The organism is Rahnella sp. CJA17(1/100) (genome assembly GCF_963881615.1).
Taxonomy (GTDB): Bacteria; Pseudomonadota; Gammaproteobacteria; order Enterobacterales; family Enterobacteriaceae; genus Rahnella; species Rahnella aceris.
Genome location: NZ_CAWOJA010000033.1, coordinates 393,221 through 413,927 on the forward strand (window position 1 = coordinate 393,221; position 20,707 = coordinate 413,927).

Genomic DNA, 20,707 nt, shown 5'->3' on the forward strand with positions numbered 1-20,707 from the left:
AAACCAACCATTTATCTTTACAGTCTGTTTTCATTTATCCTTAGCAGGTTAACGATTATCCCGACGCCACCCGACTGCCCTGGCAGAGTGCGTCCGGACCTTAAAGTGATGTATACAAACAGGGAACATAAATGAGCAAAAAAACCTTGCCCGGCGTGACCCGCAGACAAATTCTCTCCTTCACGGCCGCCTCTGCAGTACTGGGTGCCGCCAAAGCCGCAAACGCGGTGACGCTCAAAGGCACGCCCGTGTGGAGCCCCTTTGACGCCAGCCCGCCGCCGCAGATTGAGACCGATGGCTGGGCGTTCTTCACCGACGCCGAAGCCGCTGCTATGGAAGCTATTGTTGACCGTCTGGTGCCCGCCGATGACCTGAGCGTGGGCGGTAAAGATGCCGGATGCGCAGTGTTTATCGACCGTCAGTTGGCCGGATTCTACGGCACTTATTCCCGCCTCTATATGCAAGGCCCTTTCCAGGACGGTACACCGGAACAAGGTGACCAGTCACCGCTGGTTCCGCAACAGCGTTACCGTCTTGGTCTGGCCGCACTGGATAAATACACCCGGTCACAGCATCAGAAATTATTCAAAGATCTGCCCGGTGACCAGCAGGATCAAATCCTGGCAGGCCTTGAGAGTGGAAAAATTGCCCTTGATGGGATCGATTCCAAATTGTTCTTCGCCATTGCACTTAAGAACACGATGGAAGGTTTCTTCGCTGACCCGATTTATGGCGGTAACCGCAATATGGTGTCGTGGAAAATGCTGGGCTTCCCCGGCGCACGCTACGACTACCGCGAATATGTCGGCAAACATAACCAGAAACTCGATCTCGAACCGCTGAGCATTTCCGGCGGCGACGCATGGAAAATGAAAAGCTAAGGGCAGAACAATATTATGGCAAAAAAATTACCCAAAACCGACGTGGTGGTGATCGGACTCGGCTGGGCCGGCTCGATCATCGCCAATGAATTGTGCGACGAAGGTCTGAATGTGGTGGCAATTGAACGCGGCCCGTGGCGTGATACGGCGCGCGATTTCAACGTAGCCACCGTTACCGATGAATTGCGTTACAACACCCGTCAGGAACTGATGTTACGCACCCGTCAGAACACCATCACCATCCGCAACAATCCGGCGCAAACGGCTTTGCCGATGCGCGAATGGGGATCTTTCCATCCGGGTAACGGCACCGGCGGCGCAGGCAACCACTGGGCGGGGATCACCTTCCGTTTCCAGCCAGATGAATTCCGCCTGAAAAGCCATCTGACTGAACGTTACGGCGCGAACGCCATCCCGGAAGAGTTAGTTCTGCAAGACTGGGGCACCGACTGGGATGAAATGGAACCGCATTACGCCTCTTTCGAACGTCTGGCCGGGGTGTCCGGTAAAGCCAGTAACGTGAACGGCGAACATCATGAAGGCGGTAACCCGTATGAAGGGATGCGCTCGATTGAATATCCGACCCGCCCGATGGATCAGCCTTACGGCCCGACACTGTTTGGTGAAGCCGCGCGCAATATGGGCTACAAAGCCTTCCCGGTGCCCTCTTCCCTGATTTCCGAGCCTTACACCAACCCGCTCGGTGTAAAAATGGGGCCCTGTACCTACTGCGGATTCTGCACCAACTACGGCTGCGCGAACTATTCCAAGGCCAGCGCCATCACTACCGTATTACCGGCGCTGATCCGCAAGGAGAATTTCGAAGCCCGCACCAACTGTGAAGTGATGCAGGTGTTGACCGATTCCACCGGTAAACGCGCCACCGGTGTGGTCTATATCGACTCGTCCGGTGACGAGTGGGAACAACCGGCTGATCTGGTGATCGTCAGTGCCTTTACCTTCGAAAACGTCCGTCTGATGCTGCTTTCCGGTATCGGTAAACCCTATGACCCGGTCACCTTAAGCGGCACCACCGGCCGTAATTACGCTTATCAGACCGCCAACGGTGTGCAACTGTTCTTCGATGACAAAAACTTTAACCCGTTCATCGGTGCAGGCGCGGTCGGGATGGGCATCGACGATTTCAACAACGACAACTTCGATCACAGCGGTCTGGGCTTCTTTGGCGGTGGCAGTATCCGTGTCACACCCATCGGCGGTGCGCCCATCGGCTACCGCCCTGTTCCGCCGGGAACGCCGAAATGGGGCAGCGAATGGAAAAAAGCCACGGTCGCCAACTATCTCAGCTCGATGTCGATCGGCTGTGAGGCCAGCAGCTACACCACCAAAACCAACTATCTGTCACTGGATCCGAACTATAAAGACCGTCTGGGTCGCCCGCTGCTGCGCGTGACCTTCGATTTCCCGGAAAACGATCTGAAAATGGCCGCGTATTGCACCGGTAAAGTGGCCGAAATCGCCAAGGCGATGAATCCGCGTCAGCTGGTCGCTAATCCGATGAAAGGCCACTGGAACGGTACGCCGTATCAGTCTTCCCACGTGGTCGGCGGATTTGTGATGGGCGCGGATCCGACCACCAGCTCGGTAAACAAACATCTGCAAGTTTGGGATGTGCCTAATCTGTTCGTGGTCGGCGCGTCTGCCTTCCCGCAAAACCCGGGCTATAACCCGACCGGCACCGTCGGCGCGCTGGCGTTCAAAGCCGCCCATGCAATCCGTAACTACTATCTGAAAAAACCGGGAGAGATGATCGCATGAAAAAGTTAACCTCATTCTCACTCGGTTTGCTGGCTTTGAGCATCAGCGGGCTGGCCCACGCGGCAGGCGACGGCTCTTTCGAACAGGTGGAACGTGGCCGGTATCTGGCAACGGTGGGCGACTGCGCCGCCTGTCATACCGCCTCCACGCCGGATGCCAAACCTTTCGCCGGTGGCGTACCGATTGAAACATCGTTTGGCCGTCTGGTCGGCGCAAACATTACGCCAGATGTGCAAACTGGTATCGGCAAATGGACGTTCGATGACTTCCAGCGCGCGATGTCCGAAGGCATCGGCCACGGCGGCAAACGTCTTTACGGTGCGATGCCGTTCACGGCCTACACCAAAGTGACCCGCGAAGATAACGCCGCCATCTGGGCATATCTGCAAACCCTGCAACCGGTGCATCACGAAGTGGAGACTAACCAGTTGCCGTTCCCGTTCAACGTGCGTACCAGCCTGATGGGCTGGAACTGGCTGAACTTCACCCAAGGCGAATTCAAACCGCAGATGGATAAATCGGCGGAATGGAACCGTGGCGCGTATATCGTTGAAGGTCTGGGGCACTGCGGCACCTGTCATACACCGAAAAATATGATTGGCGGCGACAAGGACAGCGAATTCCTGCAAGGCGCGGTGGTGGAAGGCTGGGTCGCGCCGGACATCACCAGCAACAAGCACACCGGTGTCGGCAACTGGACGCAGGAAGATCTGATGCAATATCTGAAAACCGGGTCTAACCGTTTCGATATCGCTTCCGGTCCGATGGCGGAAGAAGTCACTAATTCGTCTCAGCACTGGACGGATGCTGACCTCAAAGCCGTGGCGGTGTACCTGAAAGACAGCGGTCATGACAGCGGCAGCAAAGCCCCTGCGCCGGTGAAAGCCGATGATAAGGCGATGGTGGCCGGGAAAAATATCTATGCTGACCGGTGTTCCGCATGCCATACGCCAGCCGGAAAAGGTCAGGAAGGTCTGTTCCCGCGCCTGGCCGATTCACCGCTCATCAACCAGACCAACGCCACATCGCTTATCCGCGTGGTGCTGACGGGCAGCCGTCCGGTGGCTACCGACAGCCAACCGACCGCGCCGTCGATGCCATCGTTTGATGCCAACATGAGCGATGCTGATGTCGCTAACGTGCTGACGTATATCCGTAACAGCTGGGGAAATGCCGCCGCGCCGGTTTCTGCCTCAGACGTGGAAGAGTTACGCGCAGAACTGAAGAAATAAGCAGGGATTTGCTGAAATGTTAAAGGCCGCGAGAGCGGCCTTTATTTTGAATGCATCACGGAGAAATCAGTGCCGGGGAGGCATCTGCATAATCTGCACTAACAGATGATCATTATTCTGGTTTAATTGCACCAGATGTTTGCATTCTACTTTTATTGCAGTGAGCTGTTCTTCAGTCAGCGAGTACGGCAGATTAATATCAATGCTGTACATATTCTGCTGCTCAGCCAGTTCAATCAGCCGGACAATATTGGTCTCGTCGCTGACCTGGGTGGAAACTACCTGTAAGGCCAGTGCGCGCAACGCTTCCTGCCTGGATTTTTCTTTTTTCGAACGGGATTTCAAAACCATGCCAAAGAACGGCATCACGCCATAAATAGCGTCGACAAAACTCCATTTCTTTTTGCAGGATGCGGACAAGTATTCCATGTAGTCAAAGGATGCTTGTTGACTGCGCGCATCGGGTACCAGGCGGTTTTCATTCATCCCCTCTTCCTCTTCCTGGTCAGGGTCAATCAATTATTTAATCAATGTATAACGCCGAAGATATTCAGCTATATAATGGCATAATTCACTAACACTTTGCCAGTCGCTTCCGGTGCTTTCCGTAACGGAAACTGACATGTTCTATTACGCTAGCACGATAGCGTCGCCCTGCGGGTCACGCTATGCTAATCACCGGATTTCTTAAAGCAGCAAGCCAATGAATAAAATCGTTTTTGTAGAAGATGATGCAGAAGTCGGCAACCTGATTGCCGCCTATCTGGGTAAACACGATATCGACGTGCTGGTTGAACCGCGTGGCGATACCGCGCAGGCGCGTATTGAAAAAGAAAAACCCGATCTGGTTCTGCTCGATATCATGCTGCCGGGCAAAGATGGCATGACATTATGCCGCGATTTACGCCCGATCTTCCCCGGCCCGATTGTGTTGCTCACATCACTCGACAGCGACATGAACCACATTTTATCGCTTGAAATGGGCGCCAGCGATTACATCTTGAAAACAACGCCACCAGCGGTACTTCTGGCCCGTTTGCGGCTGCATTTACGTCAGAGTCCGGCGCAGAATAGCCAAAATGAACAACCGGTTCAGACGCTCAAAAGTGGCAATGCCCTGCATTTCGGTCAGTTGTGCATCGACCCGGTTAACCGCGAAGTGACACTGGTGGATGAAACGATCGTTCTTTCTACCTCCGACTTTGATTTGTTGTGGGAACTGGCAACACACGCCGGGCGCATTATGGATCGCGAAGCGCTGCTGAAAAACCTTCGCGGGGTCAGCTATGACGGGCTGGATCGCAGCATTGATGTCGCAATCTCCCGCCTGCGTCGCAAACTGTATGACAACACCCTTGAGCCATTTCGCATCAAAACCGTGCGCAATAAAGGCTATCTGTTTGCTCCCAACGCCTGGGAGACGTTACAGGAATGAAAAAGCTTTTCATCCAGTTCTTTCTGTTACTGCTGGTCTGTTTTCTGGTGATGGCGATGCTGGTCGGACTGGTTTACAAAGTCACCGCTGAACGTACCGGCCGTCAGTCCATGAACGATTTGATGAAAAGTTCGCTCTACCTGATGCGCAGTGAACTGCGGGAAATTCCGATTAAAGACTGGAACAAAACCATCAATACGCTGGATCTGAATCTGTCTTTCAAACTGCATATCGAGCCGCTCGGAAAACGCAAACTCAGCCCTGTGCTGGATCAACGTCTTAAAGACGGCGAAATTATTGCGCTTGATGACGAATACACTTTCATTCAGCGTGTGCCGCGCAGCCATTACGTGCTGGTGGTCGGCCCTATTCCGTACCTGTTTTATATGCATGAAATGCGGCTGCTGGATCTGGGGTTGCTGATCTTCATCGGTTTATCGCTGGCCCTGCCGGTATTCCTGTGGATGCGCCCGCACTGGCAGGATTTGCTGCGGCTGGAAAACTCCGCGCTGCGCCTCGGTAACGGCCATCTCGACGAACGTATTGATTTTGATTCCACCTCCAGCCTTAACCGGCTGGGCGTGGCCTTTAACCAGATGGCAGACAACATCAGTACGCTGGTCGCCAGTAAAAAACTCCTGATCGACGGCATCGCCCATGAGCTGCGTACGCCGCTGGTACGCCTGCGTTACCGGCTGGCGATCAGTGAAAACCTGCCGGAGTCGGAACAAAATGCCATCAACCGCGATATCGGGCAGCTTGAAGCGCTGATCGACGAATTGCTGACTTATGCACGTCTGGACCGTCCGCAGGTGGCGCTTAACCTGGAAAAAGTCAATCTGGCCGAATGGCTGGAAGACAAAGTCGATGATTTCCGGCTGATCACCGAGCGCACCATTCTCTATGACGCGCCGCAAAATGCCGATTTCGGCGGCGTGGATTTACGTCTGATGGAGCGTGTACTGGACAATCTGGTCAACAACGGTCTGCGCTATTCGCAACAGACATTGCGCGTCAGCCTGTGGTTAGACAGTGAACTCGCCTGCCTGCAGGTTGAAGACGACGGGCCGGGCATCCCGCCGGAAGAACGTACCCGCATCTTTGAGCCCTTTGTTCGCCTGGACCCGAGCCGTGATCGCGCCACCGGCGGCTGCGGGCTGGGGCTGGCAATCGTCCATTCCATCGCCGTCGCTTATCAGGGGCGTATCGCCGTTGACGGCAGCCCGCTCGGCGGTGCCAGTCTGCGTTTCAGCTGGCCGGTAAAACCCACATTCAATCTGGCTGCAGAACAGCCTAATCACGAAAATCAGGAAGGGAGCCACAATGACCATCGCCTATAAAAAATTACACGACACCTTCGCCCGTTTGTCCCGCTTCGGCCATTTATCGGCTATTGCAGGCTGGGATGCCGCGGCCATGATGCCACCGGAAGGCGGACAAGCCCGCTCGGAAGCGCTGGCTGAACTGAGCGTGCTGACGCATCAGATCCTCACGGCGAAACAGGTCGGTGAATGGCTGGAACAGGCCAGCGGCGAACAACTTAATGACGTTGAGCAGGCCAATCTGCGCGAAATGCGCCGTCACTATCAGCAGGCGGCTTTGCTGCCGGAAAGCCTGGTACAGGCAAAATCACTGGCCGGCGCACGTTGCGAGCAGGCGTGGCGTATCCAGCGTAAATCGAACGACTGGGAAGGCTTCTCGGATAACCTGAAAGAAGTGGTTAAACTGAGCCGTCAGGAAGCACAGTTGCGCGCCGAGGCTGCGGGCATCAGCCGTTACGACGCCCTGCTCGATTTATACGAACCGGGCATGACCTCACAGAAGCTGGATGTGCTGTTTGGCGATCTGAAAACCTGGCTGCCGGATCTGTTACAAACCGTGGTGGAAAAGCAAAAATCCGAAACCCGCATTGCGCCACAGGGGCCGTTTGACATCGAAAAACAGCGGCAGCTTGGTCTGAAAGTGATGGGTAAACTGGGTTTTAATTTCGATGCCGGTCGTCTCGATGTCAGCGCGCACCCGTTCTGTGGCGGGGTTCCGCAGGATGTACGTATCACCACACGTTACAATGAAAATGAGTTCCTCAGCGCCATGATGGGGGTTATCCACGAAACCGGTCATGCACGTTACGAGCAAAACCTGCCAAAAGAATGGCTGGGCCAGCCGGTTTCCAACGCCCGTTCGATGGGTGTTCACGAATCACAAAGCCTGCTGTTTGAAATGCAACTGGGTTGCAGCGAGCCGTTCCTGAAATCTGTGTATCCGCTGGTTATCGAGCAATTCGGTCACCGTGAAGGGCTGGATGAAAGCAACTTTATGAAGCTGAACCAGCACGTCCAGCCGGGCCTTATCCGTGTCGACGCCGATGAACTGAGCTATCCGGCCCACGTCATTCTGCGCTATGAAATCGAAAAAGCGCTGATGGAAGGTGAAATAGAAGTTGATGATATTCCGGCCCTGTGGAACAGAAAGATGCAGGAATATCTTGGCATCGACACGGTCGGAAACTACCGCGACGGCTGCATGCAGGATATCCACTGGACCGACGGTGGCTTCGGTTATTTCCCGACATATACCCTCGGCGCGATGTACGCCGCGCAGTTGTTCCAGACGGCTAACAAAGCCATTCCGACGTTGCAGGATGACATTGTCCGCGGTGACCTGACCGCCCTGTTCCAGTGGCTGCAACAGAATATCTGGCAGCACGGCAGCCGGTTCACGACAGATCAGCTGATGAAAAACGCGACAGGCGAAACGCTGAATCCGGCGTTCTTCCGGGCGCATCTTGAAGGGCGATACCTGTAGGCGGAAGGCGTGCGTTGTCGATTTTTTTAAATATAAATCAATAAGTTGAAGTTTGCTTTAAAAGGGAAGTTGCCATTAATACCCCCTCCCCGCCTCCCCCTTCGCAGGGGGAGGAGCAAACACGCGGTCCGCTCCCTCCCCTGCGAAGGGGAGGGCTGGGGTGGGGTTTTAAAGCAAAATCAATAAGTTGAAGTTTGCATTAAAAGGGAAGCAACCATTAATACCTCCTCGCCGTTCGCAAGAGGAAGCGCAAACACGCGATCCACTGCCCCGTAGCAACTCCATCGCTATACCCTCCAATTTCACCGTAATCCCCTGATTTTATTACGCCCCCTCCTTTGTACATTCCGTTACACGCCGAAACCAATCACTCACGGACAACCAGATCCAACACGCCTAGTATTCTTCATACCGGCCCCGCAGTGGGGTGGACACTTAAACAAAAATTCTGAGGAATTAAAGATGAAAAAAGTATTAGCTCTGGTTGTAGCCGCTGCAATGGGTCTGTCTTCTGTCGCTTTCGCTGCTGAAACTACTGCAACTCCGGCGCCAGCTGCTGCTGCAACTACCGCTGCTCCTGCACCTGCTGCCAAGCATGTGACTAAGCACAAAACTCACAAGAAAGTAGCTCAGAAAGCGCAGGCTGCTAAAAAACACGTGAAACACGCTAAGAAAGCGGCTCCAGTAGCTCAGAAAGCGCAGGCTGCTAAAAAACACGTGAAACATGCTAAGAAAGCGGCACCAGTAGCTCAGAAAGCCCAGGCTGCTAAAAAACACGTGAAACACGCTAAAAAAGCTGCACCAGCTGCAAAAGCAACTCCAGCAGCATAAGTAGTCAGTAAAAGTCTTTGTGAGCGTATCTACTCACCATTATCAAGACTGATGATTTAACACCCGGTTCGCCGGGTGTTTTTTTCTCCGGTTTTCTATCTTGAGGTACTGATGGAAGATGCTGCGCCGCTACCTGTTCGAAATCACCCTGTGTTCCCTGATCCTTTGCGGTCTGATCACCCTGTTCTTCTACTTCTGAGATACCCCGCGATGACGCCCGTCATCGGCTCAAAAGGCTGAGTTACCAGACAAATATATCCACCACGAAACATAACCGTCTATAATCGTTCCATAATTACGGCTTCCCGGGTTCTCCCTGTTTTCAAGGTCAGAATGTTATGCGCATCGCGTTACCGCTGTTTTTGTGCTTTTTCTGTTTTACCGCCAGTGCCCTTGTACATGCAGACTCTCCTGATGATGCAGATTCCGACACACCTTCCATCAGCATGAAAGAAAAAACGGCTCTTTTCTTTGGTCACGATCAGCGCACACCTGTGGCTGCGGCGGCGCACTGGCCATGGCAGGCCATCGGGCAGATTGAAACCGAGAGCGGCAATTTATGCACCGCGACGCTCATTTCTAAACATCTTGTCCTCACGGCGGGCCATTGTGTGCTGGCGCCTCCGGGCAAAATAGACAAAGTCGTGGCGCTGAGATTCATTTCTCATGATCAGAAATGGCGATATCAGATCACCGCATTACAAACGCTGGTGGATCCGAAATTGGGCAAGAAACTGAAAGCGGATGGCGATGGCTGGATTGTTCCGCCTAAAGCGGCACCGTTTGATTTCGCACTGGTTCGCCTGACAGATGAAAAGCTGGCATTGCCGATCAAACCCCTGCCATTGTGGGAAGGCTCCCGTGACAACCTGACCGCTCTGCTGAAACAGGAAGGCAGGAAAGTGACCCAGGCCGGATACCCGGAAGATCATCTGGATGATTTGTATGTACATCAGGATTGTCTGATCACCGGATGGGCGCAACCGGGTGTGTTATCGCATCGCTGCGATACTTTGCCGGGCGACAGCGGCTCACCGCTACTGCTGAAAAATGCCGATGGCTGGTCGCTGGTCGCGATTCAAAGTTCCGCGCCAGCGGCACAAGACCGTTATCTGGCCGATAACCGTGCGCTGGCCGTTCCGGCCATCCGCGATGCCCTGAATACGCTGTCTTCCGGCGTGATCAGTGCGAGCACGCCGGTAACGACGCCCGCTCAGTAGCCGTAAGCATCAGCATTTCAGAGCATAAAAAAACCGCCTTCGTGTATCAGGCGGTTTTTTAGTTTTGAGAACCGGTTAAACCAGTTGCTCCATGGTCTGCAAAATCCGTTTATCCGAAATCGGATACGGCGTGCCCAGTTGCTGAGCGAAATAGCTGACGCGCAGTTCTTCAATCATCCAGCGTATTTCTTTCACCTCATCACTTTGCTGACGCACCGGCGGCAGTTTGTTGAACCACTGCTGCCATTGCTGCCGGATGTTTTCCACTTTCAGCATCTGCGCACGGTCGCGGTGCGGATCCATTGCCAGTTTGTCCATCCGGCGTTCAATGGCCTGCAAATAGCGCAGCGTATCCGGCAGACGTTTCCAGCCATTTTGCGTCACGAAACCGCGATAAATCAGCCCGGACATCTGGGTTTTGATATCTGAAAGCGCCAGCGCCATGTTGATATCGATCCGTCCTTTCAGCCGTTTATTGATGCTGAAAACGGTCGTCAGAATTTGCTCCACCTGAATCGCAATCTGCACCACCGTATCATTCAGGTTGGCGCGCACGTGCTCATGCAGTTTCGCGAAATCTTCTTCACGCCACACCAGCCCGCCGGACTCCGCAATCAGTTTGTCGATGCCGCAGGAAATGCAGTCGTCAATCAGATCCAGCACTTTGCCATACGGGTTAAAATACAGCCCCAGTTTGGCTTTGTTCGGCAACTTCTCATGCAGGTATTTGACCGGCGACGGGATATTGAGCAGCAGCAGGCGCCGCATCCCGCTGAGCATTGCCTGTTGCTGTTCCAGTTCACTGTCAAACAGGCGGATCGCTACGCTGTCTTTCTCATCCACAATCGCCGGATAAGCTTTTACTTCATAGCCGCCGCGCTTTTGTTCATAGCGTTCCGGTAAGGTACCAAAGCTCCAGACATGCAGATCGCGTTGTTCGATACCGTCATCAGCCACCGCAGAAAGCGTTTGCTGAACCTGCTCTTTCAGGCCAGATTTCAGCGCGGCCAGGTCTTTGCCCTCGCGCAGCGTTTTGTTTTTATCATCGACAATGCGGAACGTCATTTTGAGATGATCGGGCACCTGATCCCACTGCCAGTCTTCGCGTGACACCGTCACGCCACTCATCTTACGCAGTTCCTTCTCCATCGCATCCAGCAACGGCATCTCGAACGGTTTGATGCGCCCGAGCAAGGCATCCGCGTAATTTGGCGCAGGCACAAAATTGCGGCGAACGGGTTTTGGCAGCGATTTAATCAGCGCCATGATCAGATCACGACGAATGCCCGGGATCTGCCAGTCAAAACCTTCTTCACTCACCTGATTGAGCAGCGGTAAAGGAATATGTACCGTTACGCCGTCAGCATCGGTACCCGGCTCAAACTGATAGGTCACGCGCAGTTTGAGATTGCCCTGATGCCAGAAATTCGGGTAATCGTGAGCGCTGATATTGCCCGCGCCCTCTTTGATCAGCATGCTTTTTTCAAAGTTCAGGCTGTCCTGTGGCTGCGTTTTCCACCAGGTATCAAAATGACGCGCCGACACCACTTCCTGCCCGATGCGTTGTTCGTAGAACAGGAACAGGGTTTCGTCATCGACCAGAATATCGCGGCGACGGGATTTGTGTTCCAGCTCTTCCACTTCAGTGCGCAGACGCAGGTTAGCGCGGAAGAACGCATGACGGGTCTGCCAGTCGCCTTCCACCAGCGCATGACGGATAAACAGTTCCCGTGACACGACCGGATCAATCGTGCCGTAATTCACCCTGCGTGCCGCCACAATCGGCAGGCCGTACAGCGTGACTTTTTCCGTCGCCATCACCGCGCCCTGGGCTTTTTCCCAGTGCGGCTCGCTGTAACTGCTTTTCGCCAGATGCTGAGCCAGCGGCTCGATCCATTCTGGTTCGATACGCGCGGCAATACGCCCCCACAGGCGGCTGGTTTCCACCAGTTCGGCGACCATCACCCATTTCGGCGGTTTTTTGAATAATCCGGAGCCAGGGAACACCGCAAAACGGGCATTGCGTGCACCGGTATATTCCTGCTTATCGGCATCTTTCTGGCCGATATGCGACAGCAAACCGGTCAGCAATGCGCAATGAACTTCGCGGTATTCAGCCGGCAGGCTGTTCACCGGCAGCCCCAGTTCTTTCACTACCTGACGCAACTGGGTGTAAATGTCCTGCCACTCGCGCACGCGCAAATAGTTGAGGAAATCGCTGCGGCACAATTTGCGGAACTGTGCAGAAGACAGCTCTTTCTGTTGCACCTGCAGGTGATCCCACAGGTTTACGAATGCCAGGAAATCAGAGTCTTTGTCGGCAAAGCGACGATGTTTTTCATCGGACGCCTGCTGTTTGTCCATCGGACGCTCACGCGGATCCTGAATCGACAGCGCGGCGGTAATGATCATCACTTCACGTACGCAGCCGTTTTTCTGTGCTTCCAGCACCATGCGCGCCAGACGCGGATCCACCGGCAACTGCGCCAGCTGACGACCAAGCGATGTCAGCGTATAGCGGCCATCGACGGCGTTATTAATGGCGTTCAGCTCTTCCAGCAGACGGACGCCATCCTGAATATTGCGTTTGTCCGGCGCCTCAACAAACGGGAATGCGGCGATATCGCCCAGCCCCAGCGAGGTCATTTGTAAAATGACGGAAGCCAGATTGGTGCGCAGAATTTCAGGGTCGGTAAATTCCGGGCGCGAGAGGAAATCCTGCTCCGAATACAGGCGGATACAGATACCTTCGGAAACACGTCCGCAGCGGCCTTTACGCTGGTTAGCCGACGCCTGCGAAACCGGTTCGATCGGCAGGCGCTGCACTTTGGTGCGGAAACTGTAGCGGCTGATACGCGCGGTGCCGGGATCAATGACATATTTGATACCCGGCACGGTCAGTGAAGTTTCGGCGACGTTGGTCGCCAGCACGATACGGCGACCGGAGTGCGACTGGAATACGCGGTTCTGCTCGCTGTTCGACAGCCGCGCATACAGCGGCAAAATCTCGGTGTGAGGCAAATCCAGACGGTTCAGCGCATCGGCGGTATCACGAATTTCACGCTCACCGCTCATGAAGATCAAAATGTCGCCCATGCTTTCGCGACCGAGCTCATCGACCGCATCGAAAATCGCCTGCAACTGGTCACGATCCACATCATCTGCGTCATCCACAATCGGGCGATAACGCACGTCAACCGGATACGTCCGGCCGGAAACTTCAATGATCGGCGCATGATTAAAATGACGCGAGAACCGCTGCGGATCGATAGTTGCCGAGGTAATAATGACTTTCAGATCGGGGCGTTTTGGCAGCAACTGACGCAGGTAACCGAGGATAAAGTCGATATTCAGGCTGCGTTCATGCGCTTCATCGATGATCAGCGTGTCGTACTGCATCAGCATGCGATCCTGCTGGATCTCCGCCAGCAAGATACCGTCGGTCATCAGCTTAACGAGGGTGTTTTCACTGACCTGATCGTTAAAACGAACTTTATAACCGACCGTGTTACCGAGCGTGGTATCCAGCTCATCAGCAATACGGTTGGCCACAGTACGCGCCGCCAGACGTCGCGGCTGGGTATGACCAATCACGCCTTTAATCCCGCGACCGAGTTCCATACAGATTTTCGGGATCTGCGTGGTTTTACCGGAGCCGGTCTCACCTGCGACAATCACTACCTGGTGATCGCGGATAGCGTTATAGATGTCTTCTTTCTTCTGGCTGACCGGCAGGTTTTCCGGATAGCTGATTTTTGGCCGTGAGGCTTCACGGGCACTGACTTTCTTCAGGCTCTCGTTGATGGCGGTCTGGATTTCAGCACTTAACGCGTCGAGTGCTTCGGGTTTATCAATCTTTCTGGCACCCTGCAAACGGCGTTGCAGGCGTTGCCGGTCACGTAGCATCAGCCCGTCTAACTGCGCTGATAATGCCGCGAGCGGTGATTTCACGTTCACAATTCCTTGTTGCATGTCAGCCGGAGAGCAAAACGTCTGCGCCAGCTGAATCTGAATGGGTGATGAGGAAGGTTTAAGCCTTGCCTGCTTGTGTCTATGTTAACACAAGGTATTGAACATGCTGAAAACGGGTGATGACGCCACAGGATTAAAGTTGTTCAAAAAAATCGATGATAGGTCTCTAAATATTGCGCTATCACTGAATAAGCTTTGTGAATAAAGTAAGTTCCATTCGGGGGACGTTCTGGTTATAAAAAACCATTCCCTATGTATCACACAGTTAAGGAACTCACTAATGAGCAAAGTACTCGTTCTGAAATCAAGCATTCTGGCTAACTTCTCTCAGTCAAATCAACTGGCCGATTACCTGATTGCACAGTATCAGTCTGCAAACAGCGGTTCTACCGTGACAGTTCGTGACCTGGCGGCTAACCCAGTCCCTGTATTAGATGGCGAACTGGTTGGCGCACTGCGTCCTTCCGATGCACCGCTGACGCCACGTCAGGAAGAAGCACTGGCGCTGTCTAACACCCTGATTGACGAACTGCAGGCGCATGACGTGATTGTTATCGCTGCACCCATGTACAACTTCAACATCCCGACTCAGCTGAAAACGTATTTCGACCTGGTTGCCCGTGCTGGCGTGACCTTCAAATACACCGAGAAAGGCCCTGAAGGCCTGGTGAAAGGCAAACGCGTTATCGTTCTGACCAGCCGTGGTGGTATTCATAAAGACACCCCAAGCGACCTGGTAGCACCATACCTGTCTCTGTTCCTGGGCTTCCTGGGGATGAGCGACGTAGAATTTGTTTACGCTGAAGGTATTGCGTACGGTCCTGAAGTGGCGACCAAAGCACAGACTGATGCGAAAGCAGCAATCGATGCCGCCATCAAAGAACTGGCTGCTGCATAATTATCGTTATCACAATCTGAGCACCCATTCACTTAAGAATCTGTCCGTTCCGCTCAGATGATGTTGTGATAAAGCTATTGCGCGCTGAAAGGCGCGCTTTTTTTTGCCTGCGATCCTCTGCTTACTTCTGCAACCATTTACCGTTGATGCCCCGCACATATTCGCCCTTTCCGGCACGGGCGACCAGTTTTTGCCCGGCCAGTCTGGCGACATCGTCGGTACTGACGTTATTGTCCTGCGCCACCTGTGCGTATTGCTGCTGGCGGGCATCATTGATTTTTGACACCAGCGCGACGCTCTCCGCATCCTGTTTCAGCGGTGCCAGATAGCCGGACAGCGTTTCACCCACGCGCCCCTGCTGTTTGGCTTCATTGAGCGTTAACGCGAACGCCTGACTGCAAAACAGTAAACCACCCGTCAGTAACATCAGGCTGATTCTCCTGATGCTGTTCTTATTGAAAAATATCGCGGACATAGTGGCCCCTAGAATAAATCGCTTTGATTCTTCAACAGATTTTCCACGTCTTTATCCACTTTGATATGGATCTCGTGTTCGATTTTCACGTTCATGTTGATGGTGATCGGCTCTTTCGGCGCGGCCAGTTCGATACGCGGCACGCAACCGCTGAGCATCATTACGCAAAGCGCCACGCCCGGGCCGACAACTCGCAATTTCATTGTTCCTTCCTCACTGTTGGATCCTTTTTCTGTCCCGCCGCAGACGGATTTTTTGACAGCGCATCAGCAGGCAAAGACATCTGCTGTTGCAGCCATTCCTGAAGATTGTCGCCAAAACGCAAACTGCGCCAAAGCTGATAGATATTTTCCTCATGGGAATAATTGAGGACGATTTCACGTTTTTCTTTATCACCACCGTGCGTCGTGTCGGTGTAATTCACACCGTCAACTTTAGCCTTCATGGTCAGCACACCAAGATTATCCAGACTGACCTGCGCATCGGAACGGCTGATTTCCAGATAGCGCAGCAGGCCAATGACCATATTGTTGGCGAAATTGCCGCTGGCCATTGCATCGGCAAATTGCGGGTCGAGGCGCAGCGTCAGGCTGCCGTCGTTTCTGATCCAACCGTTATGAATGATCCACTGCGGATTTTCCACATACAGCGGCAGCTCACCATAAATCACACCGGACATCGCCAGTTGCTTGGGTTTCAGCGCCGTAAACAGTTCGCTGAGATTGATCTTTTCCAGCTTCAGCACGGCCGCATCATGCTGCGGCATACGCAGCGCAGACAAGCTGAGATGACCACGCAATATATCGACACCGAGATTGCTCAGGGTCAGTGGCGTTTGTTCACTCCACGGATAATGTCCCTGTAAATCGGCCGTCACGTTCTGCATTTTGACCAGATTGTTCACTTCGCCGATACGCAGCGTCACCGGCTTTTTCACGCCGAGCTGCCAGACCTGATCCTGAAGGCGATACGGCAGGCTGAAATCCAGCCCGCTCAGGTCGCCGTCTTGCATCCAGAAGCCCCCGTTTTTCACCACCCAGTGCCCCCCCGCGACAAATCCCTGCCCGCGCGCGGCCGAAAATGCCGACTGCGCGTAGAAGGTGCCTTCACGTAATTTGATGTTCAGATCCGGCGTGAGAAGCGGCTGGAACGCGGTCAGTTGCTGTTTCGGCCACCAGCCTTCCCCGCGCAGACGTTCGCCATCCCAGCGCCCGTTGAGCCGGATCGGGCCGATCGGTTTGGCATCCAGCATCCCGCGCATGATGAAACTGTCCGGGCTGCCACCGCTGAGCTGTAACGTCAGCGTGGCGGGCGGCAGATAGCCGCCGTTCGCCAGCGAAATCTTCTTCGCCACCAGTCTGATGTCCCCTTTAAACGCCGTTGGCTCATCAGGATACTGCGGTTTGAAGCGGGCGGATGGCGGACGTTTCCAGATCAAAGGGTGTTCGAGCGTAAGGCGCGGCGCATCGACATCTGCCAGCCCGTAATGCAGGCGGTCAAAGCCCGTCGAGAGCGAATTAATGCTGATCAGATTGTCGTGCCACTGACCTTTGCCAGACATGTCCCAGCGGCCGTTCAGTGGCTGCAGATGCCCGTTGCCCCAGTAATTGAAATTCCACAGTCCAATGTCCGGCCAGAACGCCAGCGATTTCCCGCTGAGATGCAGATCAAACGCGCCCCAGAAACTGTGACGTGCTTTGAGGATCGCTTGCAACGGCCCGCTCACGCCCTCTGCGGAGACTTTGACCCCCGCCAGTGGCCAGCGCGCATCGCTGATGGTCAGTTCCGGCGTCGGCTTACCCCACGCCCGTAACAGCGAACCGCTGCGCAATGAAAGCGTCGGGTTAAGCACCGAGCCGCTGAGCTGACCGGGCAATGACGCACTCAGAGACGTGGTCTGTAAATTTGCCTGACCGGTCAGGCGGAAACCTAAATCGCTGTCGAGTAAACCAATGCGTCCCGGCCCGAGCGTCAGCACCACGTTGGCCTTGCCGTTGTGGCCCTGCGTCAGCACATTCAGCCTTGCGGTAATGTGGGTCTGATCAAACGCCGGTGACCAGTCGCTGAGGGTCAGATTTACGCCCCCTGCCAGGGGTTGTGTGGCATAAGGCCAGCGCCATTGTCCCTGCGTGATCTGTAATTCGTTATTGTTGAGTTTCCATGGCAGCATCGCCAGAGGCTGATCACTGCCCTTTTCGGTCAGCGTCAGAATACCGTCGGTTGCCTGCCAGCTCAGCGTAATGTCCAGCGGCTGAGGCACCTGCGCCGTTTGCATTTCGGCGTGCAGTTCGCCGGATTCAGGCAGATGATCGAGATTTGCTGGCAGCAGCAGTTTACCGCTGAGCGTCACCGGCTGCGTACTGCCCGGCGGCGTCAGACTGAATGAACGGATGGCAAGCTGACGGTTACCGTCAAGCACGGCGTCAAGTTTCAGGGCATCGCCATTCACAGAAAGATGTTGTACGCCGTCCAGATTACTGAGCTGCACACTGGCAGCGTAATGCTGCCACGGCGTCACAGAAAACTGGCCGATACTGACGTCACCGGCAGGCAGTAATTGCTGTATCTCTGCGAGGGAAAGCGTTGACTGACTTTCGCTTTTGGGCAGTTTTGCCAGACAGGCGGTATCGACCGTCAGCGCATCAAGCTTCAGCGCCCATTGGCCGGTGTTATAACTGAGGCGGGCATTTCGTGCCGTCGCGAGCGTGCAGTCCCCGGCCTGATAGCGCACGCCCGGCAGTTGCAGGACGCCGTGCGACCAGTGCGGAGAACCACTCAGCACCAGTTGGGTTCCGCCCGGCAACCAGTGGCTGGCAACAACGGGCAACCAGCGCGGCACGGTTTTCCATAACACCCACAACAGCAGTGCAATAATCACCACTATACTCAGGAGTATCTGCGCGCTTTTCTTCAGTCCGTTCCTCATGACTTGCCTTGTCTTATGCTTCACTAAATGATCTAAACGCCCGCAAGATATCATAATTAGCGTAACAACTGATGACAGGAATGCCAGAGCACCTGAATCAAATAGCACAGGATAAATTGTCTGCCTTCCTGCGCTCTGCTAGTTTGATGGCATATTGCGAATTGTTTCTGAAACTGTTTATTCCTTATAAAACATGCGGAAGCCGTTTCGCCAGAGATTCAAACTCACTGCGGAGAAACACCATGAAAGTGGCTGTCTACAGTACTAAAAATTACGACCGGAAATATCTGGAACTGGTCAACGCGCATTATGGCTATGAACTGGAATTTTTCGACTTTCTGCTGACCCCGCAAACAGCGAAAACGGCGGTAGGTGCCGATGCAGTCTGCCTTTTTGTGAATGACGATGGCGGCCGCGAAGTGCTGCAGGAACTGGCCTCTCTGGGCATTAAAACGCTGGCACTGCGCTGTGCAGGCTTTAACAATGTCGATTTAGATGCCGCAAAAGAACTGGGAATTTCGGTGGTGCGCGTACCGGCTTATTCGCCGGAAGCGGTGGCTGAGCATGCAGTAGGAATGATGATGTGTCTTAACCGCCACATCCATCGCGCTTATCAACGCACGCGTGAAGCCAACTTCTCGCTGGAAGGTCTGATCGGTTTTAACATGTATCAGCGCACCGCCGGTATTATCGGTACGGGTAAAATTGGCGTGGCGACGATGCGGATCCTGAAAGGTTTCGGCATGCGCATTCTGGCGTTTGATCCGTATCCCAGCCCGCTGGCCCTCGAACTCGGCGCGGAGTATGTCGACCTGGATACGCTGTATGCCGAATCCGATGTCATTTCGCTGCACTGCCCGCTGACACCGGAAAATCATCATCTGCTTAATGCAGGAGCCTTCTCCAAAATGAAAGACGGTGTGATGATCGTCAACACCAGCCGTGGCGGATTACTGGATGCTACTGCGGCTATCGATGCCCTGAAAAAGCAAAAAATCGGCGCACTGGGCATGGACGTTTACGAGAATGAACGCGATTTATTCTTCGAAGACAATTCTAACGAAGTGATCCTTGATGACGTCTTCCGTCGTCTGTCGTCCTGCCACAATGTGCTGTTCACCGGCCATCAGGCCTTCCTGACCAGCGACGCACTGACCAGCATTTCAGAAACGACGCTGTTGAATATTGATCAGCTGTCGAAAGGTGTGGTCTGCCCGAACCTGCTTTAATCACGTAATCAGCATCATCATTATAAGGCTCACTCCGGTGAGCCTTTTTACTTTCTGCATCTGCGCTGCAACACACTCAGCGGCTCAGCACGCGGCTGATTTCCGGGCCGTAGCCGGTGAGGGTCAGGACATCATCAGCCAGCGTGACCGAGGAAAATGGCAGGCTGCTTTCGCCGTCGACCATACCTTTCAGCGTAATAAAATCAGTATTGTCTACACGGTCATAACCGCCACGGTGATCGTGACCGGCGAAATAGGCGCGAACGTTGTAACGGCACAGCAATTCCACCAGCGTTTCACAATTCCACAGGTTGTGGCTGTTAACCGGTGTCAGCGGATAATGGCCGAAAACCAGTACCACCTCGCGCTGCTCACGCGCCTCAAGCAGGTTTTTCTCAATCCATTCAAGCTGTTTCGGCCCGACCGCACCGTTCCAGGGCTGTGCCTGCGACTGCTGACATTCTGTCAGTTCTTCCAGCATATATTCTGCTAACTGGCGGTCATCGGCATTGGCGTGGTTGCAATACAAACTGACGTCGTTACCGTCGATGACCAGAAAACGATAGCCCGGCAAACTGAACGAATAATAACTTTTCGGTAAACCGATGGCCGGTTTCTGCGCCCCGAGATGCTCGGAAATCACCTGCGCGTCGTGGTTGCCGATCACCGCCGCATGCGGGTGGCGCAGCGCCTCATAACGGGCAAGAACGGCCTGAAAACTGCTCCAGTCGCGGTCCACCAGATCACCCAGCGTGACCACAAAATCGAGTTTGAGATCATTAAGCTCATTGATGGCGGTGGCCAGTTTATTCAGGCTGTTGCGGTAATAACGGATTTTTTGGGGTTCGGCATCCGCATACTGCGGGTCGGCAATCAGCCCGAAGCGCAGCCGTGTGCCATTAACCAGCGCATCGTGAACGTCCGGCAACTGATAAAATGCACTCACGTTGCCCAGCGCCAGCGCCTGCCGTTCGGATATCAAAGGGGATAAAGTGGTGACGGCCATAACATTCTCCTGTCGGGA

At 54.1% G+C, this 20,707-nt stretch carries 16 protein-coding genes; 10 read left to right on the forward strand and 6 right to left on the reverse strand.

Annotated features, from left to right (window positions below):
- Positions 1-131: 131 nt before the first annotated feature.
- Genes AACU55_RS16420 through AACU55_RS16430 form a run of 3 tightly spaced genes read left to right on the forward strand, consistent with a single transcriptional unit; the run spans position 132 to position 3,892 of the window.
- Positions 132-881, forward strand: a complete 750-nt coding sequence (locus AACU55_RS16420) for a gluconate 2-dehydrogenase subunit 3 family protein (protein WP_134705773.1) — start codon at positions 132-134, stop codon at positions 879-881.
- Between the two features lie 15 nt (positions 882-896).
- Positions 897-2,660 carry a GMC family oxidoreductase gene (locus AACU55_RS16425; protein WP_134705774.1) on the forward strand — a complete coding sequence of 588 codons (1,764 nt, stop codon included), beginning with the start codon at positions 897-899 and terminating at the stop codon, positions 2,658-2,660.
- Positions 2,657-3,892: a c-type cytochrome gene (locus AACU55_RS16430; protein ID WP_134705775.1), complete on the forward strand. Its 1,236-nt coding sequence runs from the start codon at positions 2,657-2,659 to the stop codon at positions 3,890-3,892. Before AACU55_RS16425 ends, AACU55_RS16430 begins: the two co-directional genes overlap by 4 nt.
- 66 nt (positions 3,893-3,958) lie before the next feature.
- On the opposite strand, the gene AACU55_RS16435 is transcribed toward AACU55_RS16430, so the two are convergent.
- Positions 3,959-4,378 (reverse strand): hypothetical protein, encoded by a 420-nt coding sequence (locus tag AACU55_RS16435; protein WP_013575411.1) that lies wholly within the window; start codon positions 4,376-4,378, stop codon positions 3,959-3,961.
- A 217-nt stretch (positions 4,379-4,595) separates the two neighbouring features.
- Between AACU55_RS16435 and rstA the strand changes: the two genes are divergently transcribed.
- From rstA to AACU55_RS16460, 5 genes are all read left to right on the forward strand, one after another.
- Entirely contained in the window at positions 4,596-5,327 is a 732-nt protein-coding gene (gene rstA, locus AACU55_RS16440; RefSeq protein ID WP_013575410.1) for a two-component system response regulator RstA, read from the forward strand.
- Complete coding sequence (gene rstB / locus AACU55_RS16445; protein WP_013575409.1) at positions 5,324-6,667, forward strand: two-component system sensor histidine kinase RstB; 1,344 nt, start codon at positions 5,324-5,326, stop codon at positions 6,665-6,667. The genes rstA and rstB overlap by 4 nt, the downstream gene beginning before the upstream one ends.
- Positions 6,651-8,132, forward strand: coding sequence for a carboxypeptidase M32 (locus tag AACU55_RS16450; RefSeq protein ID WP_112198572.1), 1,482 nt, complete (start codon positions 6,651-6,653; stop codon positions 8,130-8,132). Before rstB ends, AACU55_RS16450 begins: the two co-directional genes overlap by 17 nt.
- A 462-nt stretch (positions 8,133-8,594) precedes the next feature.
- On the forward strand, positions 8,595-8,963 hold the full coding sequence (gene asr, locus AACU55_RS16455) for an acid resistance repetitive basic protein Asr (protein ID WP_015697278.1): 369 nt from the start codon (positions 8,595-8,597) through the stop codon (positions 8,961-8,963).
- Positions 8,964-9,301: 338 nt separating this feature from the next.
- Positions 9,302-10,183, forward strand: coding sequence for a trypsin-like serine peptidase (locus AACU55_RS16460; protein ID WP_013575406.1), 882 nt, complete (start codon positions 9,302-9,304; stop codon positions 10,181-10,183).
- A gap of 75 nt (positions 10,184-10,258) precedes the next feature.
- On the opposite strand, the gene hrpA is transcribed toward AACU55_RS16460, so the two are convergent.
- Positions 10,259-14,134, reverse strand: a complete 3,876-nt coding sequence (gene hrpA, locus AACU55_RS16465; protein ID WP_134705776.1) for an ATP-dependent RNA helicase HrpA — start codon at positions 14,132-14,134, stop codon at positions 10,259-10,261.
- Between the two features lie 301 nt (positions 14,135-14,435).
- Between hrpA and AACU55_RS16470 the strand changes: the two genes are divergently transcribed.
- A complete protein-coding gene (locus AACU55_RS16470) occupies positions 14,436-15,053 on the forward strand; it encodes an FMN-dependent NADH-azoreductase (RefSeq protein WP_134705777.1) in 618 nt (205 codons plus the stop codon).
- Positions 15,054-15,174: 121 nt separating this feature from the next.
- Here the strand turns inward: AACU55_RS16470 and AACU55_RS16475 are convergent, their stop codons facing one another.
- Genes AACU55_RS16475 through AACU55_RS16485 form a run of 3 tightly spaced genes read right to left on the reverse strand, consistent with a single transcriptional unit; the run spans position 15,175 to position 18,454 of the window.
- Complete coding sequence (locus AACU55_RS16475; RefSeq protein WP_037033947.1) at positions 15,175-15,480, reverse strand: YdbL family protein; 306 nt, start codon at positions 15,478-15,480, stop codon at positions 15,175-15,177.
- Between the two features lie 56 nt (positions 15,481-15,536).
- Positions 15,537-15,731, reverse strand: coding sequence for a YnbE family lipoprotein (locus AACU55_RS16480; RefSeq protein ID WP_013575402.1), 195 nt, complete (start codon positions 15,729-15,731; stop codon positions 15,537-15,539).
- Positions 15,728-18,454 (reverse strand): YdbH family protein, encoded by a 2,727-nt coding sequence (locus AACU55_RS16485; RefSeq protein ID WP_134705778.1) that lies wholly within the window; start codon positions 18,452-18,454, stop codon positions 15,728-15,730. Before AACU55_RS16485 ends, AACU55_RS16480 begins: the two co-directional genes overlap by 4 nt.
- 242 nt (positions 18,455-18,696) lie before the next feature.
- Between AACU55_RS16485 and AACU55_RS16490 the strand changes: the two genes are divergently transcribed.
- The gene (locus tag AACU55_RS16490) at positions 18,697-19,683 is read left to right on the forward strand and encodes a 2-hydroxyacid dehydrogenase (RefSeq protein WP_119262238.1); all 987 of its coding nucleotides are present in this window, start codon (positions 18,697-18,699) and stop codon (positions 19,681-19,683) included.
- Between the two features lie 76 nt (positions 19,684-19,759).
- Here the strand turns inward: AACU55_RS16490 and AACU55_RS16495 are convergent, their stop codons facing one another.
- Positions 19,760-20,689: a metallophosphoesterase gene (locus tag AACU55_RS16495; protein ID WP_134705779.1), complete on the reverse strand. Its 930-nt coding sequence runs from the start codon at positions 20,687-20,689 to the stop codon at positions 19,760-19,762.
- Between the last annotated feature and the right edge of the window lie 18 nt (positions 20,690-20,707).